Consider the following 18,201-nt stretch of genomic DNA (forward strand, 5'->3'; position numbering starts at 1 on the left):
GCCGACCTACTACATCTTTGAGCATTGAAAACTTCACAGTTCAAGCAGGCACTTGCACGACGACACGATGTGCCACGCCGTCGTCTTGGAGCGGCAAGACAGGCCCAACTTGAGGCACGCCGTCCAGCTCAAGCACCACCGCAGATATGCCCGTCATTTTCTGCACTTCTATCGCATACACGGCTTGACCACATCGGTACTGCAGGGAAAATCCTGACCATGCAGCAGGCAGGCAGGGTGAAAAATGCAGTGTCGCGTCTTGTAATCGAAGCCCCAGCAAGGACTCCAAAATGAGCCGATACATCCAACCCGCCGATCCGGTGTACCAAGTCCAGCCGCCGCGCCCTTCGTGGGGCGCCACCGCATACACATCGGCCGCCATGACATAAGGCTCCACCTGGTAACGTTCCACCTGCTGTGCGCTGCTGCCATGGTGCAGCGGATTGATCAGGTCAAAGCACTCCCAGGCCCGGCGCTGATCACCCTGCGCTGCAAAAGCCATCACAGCCCAGATGGCGGCATGCGTGTACTGGCCACCGTTTTCCCGCACACCGGGCAGATACCCCTTGATGTAGCCCGGATTGAGCGCGGATTGATCAAAAGGCGGTGTCAACAACTGAATCAGGCCCAGATCGCGCCGCACCAAGCGCAGGTCCAGCGCATCGAGTGCGCTGCGGCTACGCGTCGCCTGGCCTGCCCCAGACAGCACGGCCCAACTTTGCGTGACCGAGTCAATCTGGCATTCATCATTTTGGGTAGAGCCCAGCGGCGTGCCATCGTCAAAGTAAGCGCGCCTGTACCAAGCACCGTCCCAGGCTTGCTGGTCGATGGCCAGGCGCAATTGCTCAGCCTCAGCCATGCACTGGTCCGCAAAGGCGTTATCGCCCATGCCACGCGCCACAGGGCCAAAGCGTTGGAGCGTGTCGAACAGGAAGAAGGCCAACCAGATGCTTTCGCCCTGACCTTGGATGCCCACCAGGTTCATGCCATCGTTCCAGTCTCCCGAGCCCATCAAAGGCAGGCCGTGCACACCTTTGCCAAGACCGTGGCGGATGGCCCGAACGCAATGTTCATACACGGTGGCGCGTTCATCGGTGACTGCGGGCAGATCGTAGTAAGAATCTTCTTCTGCAATGAGCTCTCGGCCCTGCAAAAACGGCACGGTCTCATGCAGCACAGTGGCATCACCCGTGGCGTTCACATAGTGGCAGGTGGCTTGGGCCAGCCAGAGGTAATCGTCCGAGCAGCGCGTGCGCACACCCCGGCCCTGCGGTGGATGCCACCAGTGTTGCACATCGCCCTCGCGGAACTGACGTGCCGCACAGCGCAGCAGATGTTCGCGCAGCAACTGCGGCGCGGCATGCACCAAGGCCATGGCATCTTGCAACTGATCACGAAAACCAAACGCCCCACCCGATTGGTAAAACCCGGTACGCGCCCACAAGCGACAAGCCAGCGTCTGGTACAGCAACCAGCCATTGGCCAGCAGGTTGAGCGCTGCGTCTGGCGTCTGCACTTGCACCACCCCCAGGGTTTGCCGCCAATAGGCATTCACCGACTCGAGCGAGGCTTGTATGGCATGCGCGCCCCGCATGCGCTGAACCATGGCACGGGTATCGTCTTGGCCGCGCAGCCCCGCAGCACCCAGGCGAAAAATGACCAGGCGTTCCTGGCCGTTGGCCAATTCAAAGGGCACTTGCACCGCCGCACAGGGGTCCAGCCCCGCACCGACCCGGTTGGACAAGGCCACACGGTGCATGGCTGCCGGGTGGTGCAAGGTGCCGTTGCGCCCCAAAAATTCACGCCGGTCGCCAGTGACACTGACGCCGTGGGCGCGTGTGGCAGCGTCGGCATCAAAAAAGGCCATGCGATCACCAAACACCGTGTTGTAAGGGTTGCGCGCCAAAATCGCGCCGCTGTGTGGGTCGATTTCGGTGCTCACATGCATGGCCGATTTGGACTGCAAATCGCCCAGCACCCACTCCACATAGCCAGTGGCCGAGAGCTTGCGGCTGCGACCTGAGCGGTTGCGCACCCGCAATTGCGAGAACTTGATCGACGCTTGCAGATCCACAAACACCGTGAGTTCGGTGTCTAAACCGTCATGCGTGTGCTCGAAAACGCTGTAGCCAAAACCGTGGCGCGTAACATGCAGGCCATCAGCGCCGCAGGGCAAGGCAGTGGGTGACCAGAATGCGCCAGAGGTTTCATCACGCAGATAGATGGCCTCGCCCGGTGTGTCACTCACGGCATCGTTGTTCCATGGGGTGAAGCGAAATTCGTGCGCGTTTTCGCTCCAGGTGTAGGCGCTGCCACTTTCGGAAATGACGGTTCCAAACTGCTCGTTGGCCATCACATTGACCCAGGGTTGTGGCGTACAGTGCTGCGCCACGCCGTTGGTCATGGTGGTGAGAATCACGTACTCACGCCCGTCTTCTGAAAAGCCCCCCAGGCCGTTGAAGAACTGCAATGCATCGCGGTCGCTGCGCTTGGCTTCAGCAGCCACGGGGCCTGCGGGCAACAAGCCCTGCTCAGGCATGAACGGCAAAGGCATGGACCGCGCCTTGCGTGCCAGGTGACGGCTTGCCTGACTCTTGAGCGAGCCCTGCGTATCCGTGATGATGACGCGGGCCACGGTCTGGAATAAGGCGCGGTCTTCAGCGGGCATGTGCTCGGAAGATCGCACAAAGATGCCTCCGGGTCTGTCGGTCCGATTGGCCTCCAGACCCACGGCGATGAGCCCCATGATTTGTTCTTGCAGCGCCTGACGGTAACCGGCATGGTCTTCGTTCCAGATGACCAAATCCACCTCCAGCCCCTTGAGCCGCCAATAGGCAATGGCCTGCACCATTTGGCGCACCAACTCGATGTTGTCCACGCTCTTGATTTGCAACAAGACGATGGGTAAATCGCCCGAAACGCCATACCCCCACAAGCCGGACTGACTGCGTTTGTTGTGCCCCAGCACCTCCTGCTGCGCGCGTTGTGCAGGATTCAGGTAAATCACGGAACTGGCCAGACGTGCAAACAGTTGCGCATCGGCCTCGGAGGCATTGATCTGCTGCAAATTGACCCAGGCATGCGTCGTTGCCAAATCAACCACCCGGTCGGCCAGGTGCATGTCGCGGTATTTGTCAATCAGGCACAAGGCTTGGCCGCGCAACTCGGCCACGCCGGTCACCATGTCCACCGTCACGGTTTGCTGTGGTTGTAGCGTGATGCGCTGACGAATGGCCACAATCGGGTCCAGCACCGGGCCTTGCGAGTCGCCCAGCAATGCACCGGCACGCATCGCCTGCGGGTCGTCCAGCCCGTTCATTCGACCGACAAATGCCTTTCGGTCCGTTTCGTAGGAGATGGTTTGCGCATCGGCCCCGTGCACGGCCATGAGGTGAAACATCCAGGCCACTGATTCGTTCTCGGAGCGGGGTCTGCGGTGACACAAAATGGCCTGTCGATCCCGTACGATTTCGGTCTGCACAAACAGATTGCTGAAGGCCTGGTGCAAGTTGTCGCCCGCGCTGGGGGCGAGGACCACCTCGGCATAACTGGTGATTTCTATGGTGCGGCGTGTGCGTGCATGGTTAGTGATGCGGGTGCGGCGCAATTCAATATCGTCTTCGGGCGAAACCACCATGTCGGTGTGGGTTACAAAGCCATGGTCACGTCGACGAAATTCAGCCCGACCTTCGGTAAAGATGGCTTCGTAGCTGTCGCTGTGCTGTAAAGCAGGCTGGTGTGTAGCGGACCAAAATTCGCCGCTGTCGACATCGCGCAAATAGCAATATGCGCCCCAGTTATCGCGCGTGCCATCCTCGCGCCAGCGGGTGATGGCCAGGTCCTTCCAGCGGCTGTAGCCGGCCCCCGACTGGCTGACCATGACGTGGTAGCGGCCGTTCGAGAGCAGATGAACCTCGGGGGCGGCATCCGGGTTGCGCAGCACGCGCAGGGGACTGGTTTGGCCCATGGTGCTGCGGCGGATATCGGGCAACTCCTGCGCCCGCGCGTAAAACACGGCTGCGTTCGGAATGCGCTCTTGCAGCAGCAGCGTGGTGGCCTGGAACAAGGGGTCGCTTGTAAATCGCTTTTGCATGGGCTGGTCCAGAAGCACATGGGCAAAGGCCAGCAAGCTCATGCCCTGGTGGTGCGCCATGTACGAGCGCACCACGGCGCCGCTTTGACCGCGTGGCACCCGAGAGGGTGTGTAGTCCATGGCTTCAAACATGCCATAACGACCTTCCATGCCCTCTTGCACCAAATGTTGCAGATTGCGGCAAGCGGCATCGGGCTGCACCATCAGGGCCAGCGCTGTGGCATAAGGTGCAATCACCAAATCATCTGACAGGCCACGCTTGAGCCCGAGACCAGGCACGCCAAAGGCGCGGTATTGGTAGTTGAGCGCAGCATCCACCGTGTTGTAACCGGACTCCGAAATTCCCCAGGGCACGCCGTGCAGTTCGCCGTAGGCGATTTGCGCCTGCACCACCGATTCACAGGTCTGGTGCAAAAGTGTGTTCGCATAGCTGGGCATCACCAGGTTGGGCATCAGATACTCGAACATCGAGCCACTCCAGGACAACAGTGCCGTGCTGTTTCCCGCCGTGGTCAACAGTCGCCCAAGGGCAAACCAATTGTCCTGGGGAATGTTTCCCTGCGCAATCGCCACAAAGCTGCACAAGCGTGCCTCGCTGGCCAGAAGGTCATAGTGGCCGCTGTCTCTACGGCGTTCGTCCAGGTTGTAGCCCACGGCGATCAGATGCCGCGTGGCGTCATACAAAAAGCTGTAATCAGCGCTCGCCATGCTGGCGCACGTTTGTGCCAATTGCTCGATCAAGGCCATGCGTGACTGCGCCAGCACATTTCCCGCCGCGGCCAGGGCGCGCAAAGTGGGGATGGCGTCTGGCTTGTCCCCTGCCCAAACATGGGGCTGGGGCTGGGGCTGGAGCCACAACCAATCGGCTTTCAGTGCTGAGCATTGCGTCAGCAGGGTTTGTGACCAATGGCGCAGGTGGGCATCACCTGCCACGGCCGCATCGGCCTCCAGCAACATCATCATGGCGGTGCACAAAGTCTCGGTGCCGACCAGCCATTGCAGGGCATCTGCTGGCGTGAAGGGTTGTGCGGCGCTGGCAGCCTCCAGGCTTTGCGTCAGATGTGCCAATGCGTGCCGCAGTGGTGGACCTGCATGCCTGGGCATGGCCTGTTTCAGGTTGCCCATGGTGTCCAGCAAACCATCGAACGCATGCGGGTGCAAAACGGGCTGATCTGCCAGAGCCAACAGGGCCGGGCGCAAAGTCAGCAGGTGCCCGGACAGATTGCCACTGTCCACCGAGGACACATAACGCGGCAGCAGGGGCGCCAGTGTCTTCGTGTCATACCAGTTGTAAAAATGGCCCGCATGGCGCTCCAGTTGCAACATGCTTTGCAGGCTGTTGTTGCAGCGCTCGAGCAAGTTGCCAACGCTGATATAACCCAGGTCATAGGCCGTGACTGTGGCCAACAGTGACAAACCCATGTTGGTCGGCGATGTCCGGTGGTCCAAAACGGCCACCGGGTGCTCCTGGTAATTGTCAGGTGGCAACCAGTGATTTTCTGCGTTGACAAACTGCTCAAAAAAGGACCATGTTCGCCGCGCCATGCGACGCAAAAAATATCGCTGACTGACACTGAGCTGCTCGCGGCGTGGGGCCAGTGGGCGGCTGATCCACCAGGCCAGCAAAGGCGCGGTCAGCCACAGCAGCAACACCGGTGCGGCTTGACCCAGCATGGCCGGATTCAACAGCGCCACACCCACCGCAGCGGCCACAGCCAACATCGGTGCAGCCGCCAGATGTTTGGCACTGGCCAGCAGGTCGCGCAAACCACCCGGCTTGCAAGGCGCTTTGAGCAAGGCTGCGTCGGCTCCGAGGGCGTCTGAGGCTTGCCACTCCAACAGGCGGCGATGCGTGAACAACATGCGGACGTGGGTGCGCACGATGGCGTCCAGGCTGAACCAGGCCTCGTGCGGTAGCAAAACGAGCGTCAATGCTGACTGCGCCAATTGCTCAAACACACCATCGAGCACTCTGCGGACATGCAGGTGCCAGGGCAGATCACGCGGCCTTCGCAGCAGAGCCACGATGCTGCTGAGCACTGGTGCCAACAGCAGCAGGCTCAGCACACTCAAAGTCCAAGGCACAGCGCTGTCCAACTGCGTCCAGCCCAGCACCAGCAAACCCACCAGGCCCGCAGCCACCAAGCTGCGCCGCAGGTTGTCCATGATTTTCCATTGAGACAGCAAGCTCAAAGGGTTCTTCGGTCGGTGGCCACCTGCAGGCGCGGGCACGCGCGACCACAGCCACGAAGCGATTTGCCAGTCGCCGCGTATCCAGCGAGAGCGGCGTTTCACATCGCTGTCGTAACGTGCCGGGAAGTCATCATAGAGTTGCACATCGCTGAGCAGCCCTGAGCGGACATAGCAGCCTTCGAGCAAGTCGTGGCTCAGGATTCGATTCTCCGGGAATCGACCGTTCAAGGCAGCCTCGAATGCATCCACGTCGTAGATGCCCTTGCCGATGAATGAGCCCTCTTGAAACAGGTCTTGATAGACATCAGAGACCGCACGGGTGTAGGGGTCCACGCCAGCCTCACTGCCCATCAGGCGCGCGTAGCGAGAGCGGTTGGTGCTTTGCAGGCTGACGGCCATGCGCGGTTGCAAAATGCCGTACCCTGCCCTGACGCAAGCGCTGCGAGGATCCAGCTGCGGGCGGTTCAGCGGATGCGCCATGGTGGCAGAGAACTTGCGTGCGGTGTCGCGCTGCAATTGGGTGTCGGTGTCCAAGGTGATCACATAGCGCACTTGCTGCAAATGCACGGTGTTGCCCACCACGCGCAAAAATCCGGCGTCAGGCTTGCCACGCAGCAGCGCGTTGAGCGCACCAAGCTTGCCACGTTTGCGCTCGTAGCCCATCCACACCTGCTCCTGCGCATTCCACTGCCGCGCGCGATGAAACAGGAAAAATATGTCCTGAGTCACGCCCGGATATTTGCGATTGAGTGCAGTAATGCCCTCGATGGCCAGGTCCAGCAAGGGGGCATCGTCCTGGGCATGCTCGGTGGCCGAATCTGTCCAATCGGTCAGTAGACCGAAGTGCAGATAGGGGTCTTGGTTGGCCAGAAATCGCACCTCCAGAGCCTCCACCAGCGCTTGCACGCCCGCCAAGCTGTCCAGCATAGAGGGCACCACCACCAAGGTGCGTGCCTCAGGCGCGATGCCGTTTGAAAAGTCCATGCGCGGCAGCACATTCGGTGTAACCAGTTGCGTGGCAGCCCAGTTCACCAGCGTCACCGCCAGCTGACTGGCAGCCAACAGCGCCACAGGCACAAGCAGCCACCACAGCCAAGGCTCCAGCCCTTTACCCCACCAAGCTTGCAGCAGCAAGGTGGTGGCCAGCACAGTCAGCAAGGCTATGGTGCCCAGGTAAATCGGCACGGCCATCGTGCGAGCCCAGCGCTGCACCGAAGCCAGCACACCGAATTGAACCTGCGCCGCGCGTTCCAGCACAGGCAGGCCCTCTCCCACCAGGTAATAGCCCACATGCTCTGCCGCTGCAGGGGAATTTGGTGTCGCCTCGCCGTCTTGGGCGCTGCGTGCGTCGAGGAATTTTTGGGCCAAATGCACCGCCAGGCTTGCCACGACGAATTCGCTCTTACCGCTGTGACGAGCCGTCTTTTCCACCACATGCCGATAGCGGTCACGGGTGCTGAAGTCCATGCGGCCATAGACGCCCTGTGGGTCTTCCCGCAGTTTGCGCTCCACGACGCTCAAAGACTCCACAAATTCACGCCAGTCGGTGGCGCTGAGCATGCGCAAGCTGGCAATGCTGTTGCTGATGCAAACTTGGTTGATGGCCTGGGCTTGCGTTTCCGACTGAACCATCTGCTCAATGGACTGATCAAGCTCTGACAGATGCTGCGCAATCCAGGTCAGCGGCAGCGCCAGGGCAGAGCTGTGGCCCTGTAGAAGGCGCGCCAGTTCGGCCACAAAGGTGTTCACCAGTGTTGGGCTGGCGCGCGCCATGTCCGAGATGACCAAGATCAGGCTTTTGGGGTCGTGTTCGGCCACATGCAGGATTTGCTCGGCCCAGGCAGCGGCACGGTTGCGCTCGACCATGCTTTCGGCCACGCTCGCACTGATGCGGCGCAAATTTTCAATGAGCGCTAGGCGAAGCATGATGGGGATGGCCCACAGTTCACCCAAGGTGAGCTCTGACACGCTTTGGTAGGCCGCGACAAAGCGCGTGAGATTTTCTGGATCAATGCGACCATCACCATGTGCAATCACTTCCAGCGCAATGTCATACACACGCGGCAAGCCCTTGGAGGGTCCGTTGGCCAGTACGGGCAGTTCACGGCCATAGCTTTTTGAAAAGTGGGCGCGTGCGGTGAGAATTTGTTCTTCGATCAGGTAGAAGTTGTCCAGCAGCCACTCCCCCGCAGGTGTGATGCGCCGGGACTGGTGCACAGCATCCAGGAGCAAGGTGCAGGCAGATTGCAGAACGTCCTCGTTGTCGCCCAGACGCACCAGCAACTGGTCGCGCTTGGGTGCTGTGCTCAAGCTGTGTATCTGCGCCAGGTTTTTGCCATGACGCTCCATTTGCTCGGTATTGAACAGCTCGGCACGCAATGGCACCTCGACAGCCACTGAAGCTTGGGCGGGGGGTTGGAACAAGTCTAGTCGGAGAGCGCGCAGCCAAGACGCACGCAGGGCCTGGAGGCGATGCATCAATCGAAAATTCCTTTGAGAGTGGACTTGAGCTTAGGGGGTTGAGTGCCTTCGGGTCTGTGCGCCAGTCAACGCCGAAACGGATGCGGCGAGCATGTCGTTCATGGGTGTGATGACGAACAGATGCGCACAGGCAGACTGCCTAAGCTGCAATTTGTTCATTCACACTTTTAGGAAACTCATGACCTCTAAACGCACCACACTTTTGTCTGCATTGCTGTTGACCTTCACATTCGCAGCCACGGCGGCGCCCATGTCAAAAGACGAATACAAAGCCGCCAAGGAAGATATTTCCGTCAAATACAAAGCCGCCAAAAAGGCTTGCAGTGTCCACACGGGCAATGCCAAAGACATTTGTATTGAAGAAGCCAAAGGGGTTGAAAAAGTCGCTCGTGCAGAACTGCAGGCCAAGTACGAGCCCTCCGCCAAGCACACGTATGAAGTTCTTGTGGCAAAGGCCAAGGCTGGCTATGAAGTTGCCAAGGAAAAATGCGACGACCAGACGGGCAACGCCAAGGATGTGTGCCGCAAAGAGGCCAATGCCGCTTATACGGCAGCCATGGCAGATGCCAAGCTGAAGGAAAAAACCAGTGAAAACGAAAAGCAGGCCGCCGAAAAAATCACTGATGCCAAGTCCACCGCCATGGACAAAAATGCCAGCGCCCAGAAAAGCGCCAACACCGACGTCCGTGATGCCAACTACAAGACAGCCATTGAAAAGTGTGATGCCTTTGCAGGAGACGTCAAGAACAACTGCATCGCCGATGCGAAACAGCGCTTTGGCAAGTAAGCCACTTGCAGCGGATGCCAAGGCACCCGCTGCGCTTTCATTCATCTGGGCCCCATGGGCTCTTTTTTTTCGCGGGTCCCATGCCCTATTGATCCGGCACGCTGAAGTTTGAAATGTGTGAGAAATGACACATCGTAGGTCGCCACTCGCAGAGTCCGACATGATGGGTTTTGGCACAGGCCCATGTCGAGGTCTTCGACCGCCGACCTGCAACATCTTAGACCCTTGAACACAGGCGCGATGACTTGCCGAAAAGCGAACGCCCACAAGGCGCGCCACATGCTTTGTACTCAAGCATTCATCACTCCTGATCAATCACGCTTGCTCACCTCAGCATCTTCCCTGGCCGGTACAAAAAAACTCATGGGAGCCTCACGCAGTCGCTGCCCAATGGCTTGGTAAATTTGTTGTCGACCCTCACGGCTGACGCTGAGGGCACGAAGGGCCACCCGAAATGCCAAGTAAAAACTCACACCCACATTGAGCATGCCAATCAAGGGAATGCTGGCCACAGCCCACCACCAGGCATCTTGCTGCAACACCCCCCAGCCCAGACTGGCGGCAGCTGCACCCAACTGCCCCGTGGACAGCGTGACGTGGCGCACATCCAGTGCCAAGCCCAAAAATCCCAGGAATGCTGGCACCAAACCCAGCATGAAACCCAGTGAAATATTGGACGCCAAACCGGAAATTTGTTGCCGCATGAAATGCGCCCAACGCATCGCACGATCAGCGCCCAAGCGACGGACGATGCGTGGGTTGTAACGCAGGGCTGATTGCAAACGGTGCAGCACAAACCAGTTTTCAACCCAACCACCCACCAAACTGCTGACAAACAGCAGCACACCCGTGAAGGCCGCATACAACAGCGAGGGGCCAAGCAGTGTGAGCGATTGCAATACCTGGTTGGCATGCTGCCCGTCCACCAGCGGTTGACCCCAAAGCTGCTGCAACAGCCATGACAACAAAATAACCACCGGAAATACCACCACCACATTGCCGATGACAGCAGCCACTTGGGAACGCACCAAATGCGTGACCTCATCAACAAACAGCACCAGCGCACCTGGCTGCTTGAGGTCCTGCAATTTGGCAGCCATGGCTGGCGCGGTCATGGCAGGTTGCTTGGTTGCCAAGGTGAAATGGAGCAGTTGAATGGCCACGAAGCTGGCGGCATACACCACCCCGGCCCAGTATCCGGACCAAAATGCAGACAGGGCCAAGGCCATCACGCCGAACTTGGCCGCAGTCGTGAGCGCAGTGATGGCGCCACCCCCCGCTGCATCGCGCATCATGGCAAGATATTCCGCACGCGTGCGGGTGATGTAGTGCTCACCGGTCTCTGAGCTGCGCTCGGCCACCTTGGCAGACAGCAAGGAACTGCTGGCACGCAACAGTGCGCCTATGCTGCGTTGTTCATGCCCCAATCCAGCCATTTGCGACAAAAGGCGTGCGCTGTGCAGATGGTCTGCATCGCTCAGCAAGCAATCGAGCAAGCTGCGGATGCGCAACACACGCGCACGAATCTGGCGGAGTCGAAAGACCAAGTCCATGGAGATGCCGTGCTCGTCCAGATGGCTATATACCGAGACGGTGGCTTGTCGGCACATCTCCAATTGGGCGCGAAACTGCGCCCATTCGGCCATGCTGTCGCCCCCCTGCAAGCAACTGTCGCGAACGGCTTCAAATGCCGTGCCCAATGTGAGAAAGGGGCTGCTGTGCCGCGAAGCGGCACTCATGCGAAGACGCAATTCAGGCGACAAACCGGCCGCACGGATTTGACTCGTGCAAAAGGTGATGGCTTCGATCAGGGCGTTTTGCCAATGCGTGAGAGGACGCTGTGTGGACGCAATGGGCAGGGCAGCTGGCAAAGTCAGCAGATCAGACAAGCGCACCAGAATGGGCGCAGTCAAGGCCGCAATCCACTGCGCATCTGCAGGCCCTGACAGCGCCAAGGCAAAAAGTTCACTGCCATCGCGCGTCTCTGGCGTAGCAGGCAAGAGCTTGCCATGCAGTCGATCCATCAGTTCCGAGAGAAAGGAATTACCTGTCGCAAAGCCGTAATCGGACAGCAGACTGGCCACATCCAAATCGGTGATGAGCATGCGCCACCAGTCCTGCATCTGTGCACGCTTTTGCGGGTGTGCATCCAGCGCGTCCAAAAAATATTCCACCCGCACCACCGACGCCGCTGTGTCCAAGCGCGGACCACGCACCCACTGCAGCAGCTCTATCAGCCAGATATGTCGCTGCACCAACGATGCGTTGGGGTCCAGGGTTTGCAAAAGTTCCGCCATATCGCGCTGCACAGCGCTGAGGGCGCCCTTGTCGGGCAGGGCCATCGTTTGGGGTGGAGGTGTATTCACCTGAAGATTTTGCGTTGCCCGCCAAAGCCAGTCCGTCTGTTGACGCACTGACAAGGCGTGTGACCTGCACCCCATTTGAGAGTCGGGGCAAAGATGACATCAGGTCTGCACGGTAGCGACAGAACGCATCGTGATACGCAAAGAGCTTGTATGTAGCAGTGTGGTTATGAGATCACGAACGCCCCAGCATGGGTGAGATGGCGCACAGACACTCAGAGATGGTTTGCCTAAATTCAGGCTTGAGTTGGCCTTACGCAATCACAGGAGAACAGATGACACCCGATCAGCAGCCAAAAAACCATCATTCGGAAGCCCCCCAAACTCACACGTCGACACACAGCAGCAGCCGCCCCCCGAAATACCAATTTTTGGACGACGCCATTGGCATAGCCATTGGCATTTCAGTGGGATGGCTTGGAGAAATCGCCATGCAGTCGGCCGGCTTCACCTTGTTTGCGCTCAGCTGATGCCCATGGGGGGGCCGTCCTTCCTTAGACAAAGACCTTGCCCACGTCAATGCGCCCCCGTACATGTCGGACCTGAAGGTGCCGACCTACAAGAGATGTTTATTTGATGGGGGTAGAGAAGGCCAAGGCCTCCCCTCCCTCCGAACCGTGCGTGCGGTTTTCCCGCACACGGCTCTCCAGTCAGTGGTTTCCTCATCGGAATTGGCTCGCTTGCAATTGGGCCTGCGTCATGGTGAACAGCCCCAACTCAGCGAAGTACACATTTGGCCAACGTTTGTGATCGGCATGGCACCTTCCCAGCCCCGGACGCTTTTGCTGCTTGCGCAGCATCGCCCGCAGTCTCATGCGGATGAATCCGTCTATTTTTGGGAACGTGCTTTTGTTCGCATGCTTGAAGTAGCCAAACCACCCCTTGAGCATAGGGCCAAGATCTTCAATCACAGCGCGAAGACTCTCGCCTCTCGTGCGCCGGGTCTTTTCTCGCACCTTGTCTTCAAGCTCTTGAGGCTCTTGTCCCGCACCCAGCGTCTGCCCGCCTCAAATCGGTAGCCCAGGAACTCAAAGCCCTGTCCCCTTTGCGTGCAGTCCCCTACATGGGTCGTGTTTTATTTGTAGGTCGGCAGCTTTAGCTCCGACACGGGTGGGTTGGCGAGGGCTCCATGTCGGCGTTAAAGCCGCCGACCAATGGATCCCGGGTCCCGCGTCCTGTGCACCGGCATGACATTTGGGGCCAGGGATAACCATTGGCGCGCTTTACACGTTGGTTCTTGTCATGGCCTCGTCGATGAAGAGGGTGGCACCGCTGAAGCTCATTTCACGGTAGGTGTCAGCGGCTGTGAAGCCGTAGCCTGAGCCGTAGGTGGCGGTGAGGCTTGCACCGGACACACCGCTGGTCACCGTGGTCCAGTTGATGCCGCCGACCAGTTGCACCGTGTCTCCGGCATTGCCATTGAGCACCAGCATGCTGGCCTCGTTGGCGGTGGTGGCCAGGTTGTCGGCGATGTCTGACATGTTGAGCACCGAGTTCAAGTTGAGCTTGACGATGTTGTTGCCCGTGCCGGTGATGTCGATCGACTCGAAGTTTTTCAAGTTGTTGCCCACGTTCACGTTGGTCAAATCCAAAGTCATCCCAGTGCCAAAGAGCTCCAAGATGTCGACACCGGTGCCGCCATCAAAGCTGGCATTGCCCGTGGCCAGCGCCAATTTGGTGACGTTGGAGGCGAAGATTTTCAGATCGTCATCGCCTGCGCCCAAGTTGACAGATTCGACACCGTTGGTCGATTGTCCAACGGCATCAATCGAGTCATCCGCAGGGCCCGTGACCAATGGCGCTGGCGTGCTGCCGACGGTCGCGCCGCCTACGCCCCATCCGTCGAGGGTGTATTTCGTCAAGCTCGCGTCGTAGGCCTGTGAGCTTGAAGCCCCCACACCGCTTGCACCACCTGTGGTTGCCGTGAAGCTGCCATCGGCCACGGCCACGGTCATGTTGCCCGCACCCGAATTGGGCGTGTTGATGCTCATGACCCAAGTTTTGCTGTCGAGCTGGATCAGCGGGCCTTTCACACCGCCACCGGTCACCACCACATCGCTGGCATCAAAGCCTGTCACGGCCTGGTCGAACTGGAAGGTGTAGTTGACGGACACGCCCGTGGCCACTGTGGCCACGGTGTCGTCGCTGAGGGTCAGTTTGGGTGTGCTGCCCGACACTGCGTTCAACTCGAAGCGGTTGGACGCGGTGACGGCAGAACCATCGGCGTTCTTCACTTGGGCGGTGTATGTATCACCGCCTGTGGCGATGGTGGTGTCGTTGATCGACCAACTGGAGCCATTGACGGTGGCGTTGCCCAGGCTCACGCCATTGCTGAACACCTGCACATATTGACCGGCCAGCAAAGGCGTGGCCAAGGTGCCGTTGACCGTGCCGGTGGTGAAGCGCGTGGCACTGCCATGGGCCAGTTGCGTGGTCTCTGCCAAACCTTCGACACGGACTTGCAAGTTGTCAAGAAAGTACTTGTCATTCGGTTGCCCGGCATAGCCAACCGAGTTCAAACCGACGCTTGCCGTAGGTGTTGTGACGGTCAATGGTGCAGCTTGCGTTCCACCGCTGGCCATGGTGCTTGTCGCACTGGGCGAAGCATTTTTGATGATCTGTGCGGGCGTGCCGCCTGTGGCCAAATCCCAATAATTGGCTGACACCTGCGTGATACCTGTCGGCCCCTGAACACTCCACTGATGGGTACCTGTTCCCGGCAACTCGGTGTTGTTCAATATCAATGCCCGACCTGTATTGCCCGCACCCGTGCCATCGGCACCGATGGTGAAACTCGGTGCCTTGATGTCTTGCAGGAACGTTAAACCGTTGTTCGTAGTGAATGAGTCCATCGACCGCACGGTGTAGGGCAAGTTGTCAAACGTTTCGGTGAGTACCTTGGTGGTGGTGCCCGATGCATTGACGTGGGTGATGGTGGCCACGTTGCTGTCGGTGCTGGTGTTCACGTCGGCGTCCACCAGAATCTGGGCCTGGGTGGTGCTGTGGTCGTACACCCTATACAACTGAGCCACCCCGTTGACCGTCAAGCTGATGCTGCCTTTGTAAAGCCACTGGCCCGCCAAACCGGTGTTGCCTTCAACCGCGTTGGCATTCACAAGGCCATCGGTGTTCAAGGCCTCCAGCAAGACACTGTCGGTGTGGGTGCCGTTGACCACAAACTGAACCTTGTTGGTGCTGCTGGTGGTGCCGGTGGCCTGCACGCCACTGTTGCTGGCCGTTTGCGAGGTACTGGCAAAGCTATAGGGCGCCATGGTGGTGGCATTGGCCCCACCCAGAGACAAGACATTGTTGGCCGACAAGGTCAGCAAGGAGTTGCCCTGCATCTCGATCACTTCGACCTGCTGGATGGGCTTGACCGTTTGTGTTTGCGTGATGGCGGTCATGTCCAGTGTGATGCCTGCGGCCAGCTTGAGTGTGTCCACGCCTTCGCCGCCGTTGATCAGGCCACCTGCGGCCAGCGTGGCTTGCAAGCCGGTGCTGGTGGCGGTGATGGTGTCGTTGCTGGCCAGCGCGTCCAAGGCACCCACTGTGTAATTCAATGAATCCGGATTGGGTGTGGCATACAGGAATTGACCGTCCACGAGTGAGCCATCTGGCGTGGCCACAGCGGGCATGAATGAGAAGTTACCCAAAGCAAGGTCAGCGTTGGCATAGTCCGTGTAAGCCGCCAACTCCAAGGGCACTGTCCCTGTGGTGGTGGCTGTGTATTCAATGGTCACCGTACCCAAAGAACGGGCAATGGTCGTCATGACCTTTTGGCCACCGATCAGTACATCCATACCTGTTCGGTTGGCGGGTGTAGAGGTGCCCAAATCGTCGAATACCGTGTTGAAGTAGTCAAAGGAAACGGTGTAGGTTTTGCCCGCTTCAACGCTCAAATTCGATTGTAAAAATGGTTTTTTGAACGTGGGGGAATGGACAAGGTTGTCACCCCAATAATCCAGGGAGGCAAAAAAGAATTTGCCGCCATTGGCCATCACACCCCATTTGTTGCGCGTTTCATAACCGGTTGCACCGGCTGCAACGTAGTTGGTCTTTTCTGACCAAGTGCCTTGTGCCCATGTTCCGTCATTCAACTGGTTCAGTTCAATGCCCGGCGACACGGGGGTGCCAATAAATGTCACGATGTTGTAGTTTCCAACGGAAGCCACACCACCTCCGTCTGTATCCCAAACAAACCCTGCCTTACCCAAAGTGGTGCTAAAGCCCGTCAAATCACCCGTTTCAAAACGGCCGTTCGCAATCCCGTTGGCCGTCGGTGCAGAGACTGTCCACAGGTTGGACAGCGCACTGATGTTGCCGTTCACATCCGTCTGAACGGCAGCAAAGGTGTTGCTGCCTGCGCCCAATGCTGCGTTGCTGGCAAGCCCTGTGATCGACCAAATACCATTCGCACCCACGGTGGCGCTCCCCACCAGGTTGGCACCCGTGTTGTCGTACAGGTAAATCGTCTCGCCCGCTGAACCTGTTCCCTTGACGGTGCTCAGCACGTTGGCAGTGCTGCCGCCGTTGGCAATGGTGGTCGAGCTGTTGACGGTGTCGAACACGCCGGTGATGACTGGTTTGGCTTGCGTCAGGTCGGTGTTCACGATTTGCTCGGCCACCGGACCTGCTGTGTTCGACGCGTCCACCACCTTGGCGGTGTAGGTCCAGCTGGCGTTGGTGCCATAAGCGCTCAGGTCAGTGATCGCCCAGGTGGTGCCGCCGGCGGCCACGGTGGCGGTGCCGATCAGGGTGCCGTTGGCGTAGACGTTGACCGCTTCGCCTGCGGCCAATGGCCCACTCAAGAAGCCCGAGACCAGTCGGCCCGCCGAGGTGTCGTTGGTCAGCCAGTTGCTGTTGGTGTTGGGCGTGGTGGTGACACCGCTGTCCTTGGTCATGCTGGAGAACGTGGCCGTGTTCGCCTCGATCGTGATCGGCAGCGCTGTGGCCGAGCTGGTCAGACCTTGCGGGTTGGTTTGCGTGACCGACAGGTTGTTGGCACCTGCGGGCAGCGGTGTGGTGGGCGTGACCGACCAGCTGCCGTTGGCCGCGACCACGGCAGTGCCAACCATGTTGCCTTGCGGGTCTTTGATGGTGATGGTGCCACCCGGTGTGGCACCCGCGCCACTGAGGGTGGGCGTGGTGTCGGTGGTACTGCTGTCGCCCTGGGTGCCGCTGTCGCTGGCGGGGTCGAGCACGGCGGCTGGGGCAGATGGGGCAACGGCTTGGGCTTCGGCTTCGATCGTGACAGGCAGCGCCGTCGGGGCGCTCACGTTGCCAGACGGATCTGTGGCAGTGATGCTCAGGTTATTCAGGCCCAGCGGCAGTGCAGTGGTGGGCGTGATGGCCCAAGTGCCGTTGGCCGCGACGACGGCGGTGCCGATGACGTTGCCTTGTGGGTCTTTGATGGTGATGGTGTCACCCGGTGTGCCACCTGCGCCGCTGAGGGTAGGCGTGGTGTCGGTGGTGGTTTTGTCACCCTGGGTGCCGCTGTCGCTGCTCGGGTCAAGCACGGCAGCGGGTGCTGCCGGTGGTGTGGTGTCGATGGTGATGGGCAGCGCAGTGGGGGCACTGACGTTGCCAGACGGGTCTGTGGCTGTAACGCTCAAGGCGATGGTGCCATCAGGCAAGGCGGTGGTGGGCGTGATGGCCCAGCTGCCGTTGGCCGCGACCACGGCGGTGCCGATGACGTTGCCTTGTGGGTCTTTGATGGTGATGGTGTCACCCGGTGTGCCACCTGCGCCGCTGAGGGTAGGCGTGGTGTCGGTGGTGGTCTTGTCACCCTGGGTGCCGCTGTCGCTGGTCGGGTCGAGCACGGCAGCGGGCGCTGCCGGTGGGGTCGTGTCGATGGTGATGGGCAGCGCAGTGGGGGCACTGACGWKGCCAGACGGGTCKGTGGCTGTAACGCTCAAGGTGATGGTCACATGAGGGAAGGCGGTGGCGGTCTGTATCGGGCATCTGGCGGTGGGCGCGACCGCTCTGGTGCCGATGACGTTGCCTTGTGGGTCTTTGATGGTGATGGTGTCACCCGGTGTGCCACCTGCGCCGCTGAGKGTTGGCGTGGTGTCGGTGGTGGTTTTGTCACCCTGGGTGCCGCTGTCGCTGGTGGGGTCGAGCACGGCAGCGGGCGCTGCCGGTGGGGTCGTGTCAATGGTGACGGGCAGCGGGGTCGGTGCGCTGCTCAGGCCTGCGGGGTTGGTCTCGGTGACGGACAGGTTGATCAGGCCATCTGGCAGCGCGGTGTGAATGTCATCCGCTTGGGCAACCCCAGCCGCGTGTCG

Annotated in this window: 5 protein-coding genes; 1 reads left to right on the forward strand and 4 read right to left on the reverse strand. The window is 59.6% G+C overall.

Features of this window, described 5'->3' with window-relative positions:
- Positions 1-40: 40 nt before the first annotated feature.
- Positions 41-8,710: a glycoside hydrolase family 94 protein gene (locus AMM33_RS21355; protein ID WP_228768300.1), complete on the reverse strand. Its 8,670-nt coding sequence runs from the start codon at positions 8,708-8,710 to the stop codon at positions 41-43.
- A gap of 235 nt (positions 8,711-8,945) precedes the next feature.
- Here AMM33_RS21355 and AMM33_RS21360 point away from each other — a divergent pair, with 235 nt between their 5' ends.
- Complete coding sequence (locus AMM33_RS21360) at positions 8,946-9,554, forward strand: hypothetical protein (protein WP_090143239.1); 609 nt, start codon at positions 8,946-8,948, stop codon at positions 9,552-9,554.
- A gap of 311 nt (positions 9,555-9,865) precedes the next feature.
- Here the strand turns inward: AMM33_RS21360 and AMM33_RS21365 are convergent, their stop codons facing one another.
- The 3 genes from AMM33_RS21365 to AMM33_RS21380 all read right to left on the reverse strand — a co-directional run.
- Positions 9,866-11,896 carry a site-specific recombinase gene (locus AMM33_RS21365; RefSeq protein ID WP_090143240.1) on the reverse strand — a complete coding sequence of 677 codons (2,031 nt, stop codon included), beginning with the start codon at positions 11,894-11,896 and terminating at the stop codon, positions 9,866-9,868.
- A 683-nt stretch (positions 11,897-12,579) separates the two neighbouring features.
- Entirely contained in the window at positions 12,580-12,873 is a 294-nt protein-coding gene (locus tag AMM33_RS21375) for a group II intron maturase-specific domain-containing protein (RefSeq protein WP_369802488.1), read from the reverse strand.
- 267 nt (positions 12,874-13,140) lie between these two features.
- Positions 13,141-18,201, reverse strand: a 5,061-nt coding sequence (locus AMM33_RS21380) for a beta strand repeat-containing protein (protein ID WP_194945673.1), incomplete at its 5' end; no start/stop codon positions are given.

The sequence above is a fragment of the Limnohabitans sp. DM1 genome (genome assembly GCF_001269385.1).
Lineage (GTDB): Bacteria > Pseudomonadota > Gammaproteobacteria > Burkholderiales > Burkholderiaceae_C > Limnohabitans_A.

Coding starts and splice junctions, on each gene's coding strand:
- AMM33_RS21360 (WP_090143239.1), top strand. CDS start 8,946: ATGACCTCTAAACGCACCACACTTTTGTCTGCATTGCTGTTGACCTTC.
- AMM33_RS21365 (WP_090143240.1), bottom strand. CDS start 11,896: ATGGCCCTGCCCGACAAGGGCGCCCTCAGCGCTGTGCAGCGCGATATG.